The organism is Pseudomonas syringae pv. cilantro (assembly GCF_001293775.1).
Lineage (GTDB): Bacteria > Pseudomonadota > Gammaproteobacteria > Pseudomonadales > Pseudomonadaceae > Aquipseudomonas > Aquipseudomonas syringae_P.
Genome location: NZ_LGLN01000013.1, coordinates 358,607 through 359,032, shown reverse-complemented (window position 1 = coordinate 359,032; position 426 = coordinate 358,607). Strand labels below are relative to the sequence as shown.

General features: G+C 53.8%; 1 protein-coding gene. It reads left to right on the top strand.

Annotated features, from left to right (window positions below; genetic code table 11):
* Positions 1–426 (top strand): IS66 family transposase (locus ABJ99_RS02990; RefSeq protein WP_154864378.1); only part of this gene is annotated, 426 nt, incomplete at both ends.

Sequence of the window (426 nt, the reverse complement as noted above, 5' to 3'; positions counted from 1 at the left end):
GCGGTTGCCGCAAGCATGTCATCAGCGACGAAATCAGCGAGCAGCTGGATATCGTGCCGATGCAGATCCGTGTGATTAAACATATCCGCAAAGTCTACGGTTGCCGCGGTTGCGAAACGGCACCGGTCACGGCGGACAAGCCGGCTCAGTTGATCGAAAAGAGCATGGCCAGTCCAAGCGTATTGGCCATGCTGCTGACCACCAAATATGTCGATGGTTTGCCCCTGCATCGTTTCGAAACGGTGCTGAGTCGACATGGCATCGAGATACCGCGCCAAACCTTGGCACGCTGGGTAATCCAGTGCAGCGAACACTTCCAGCCGCTGCTAAATTTGATGCGTGATCGATTATTCGAAAGCCCGTTTATTCACTGCGATGAAACCCGAGTTCAAGTATTAAAAGAACCGGATCGTGACCCGACCAGCC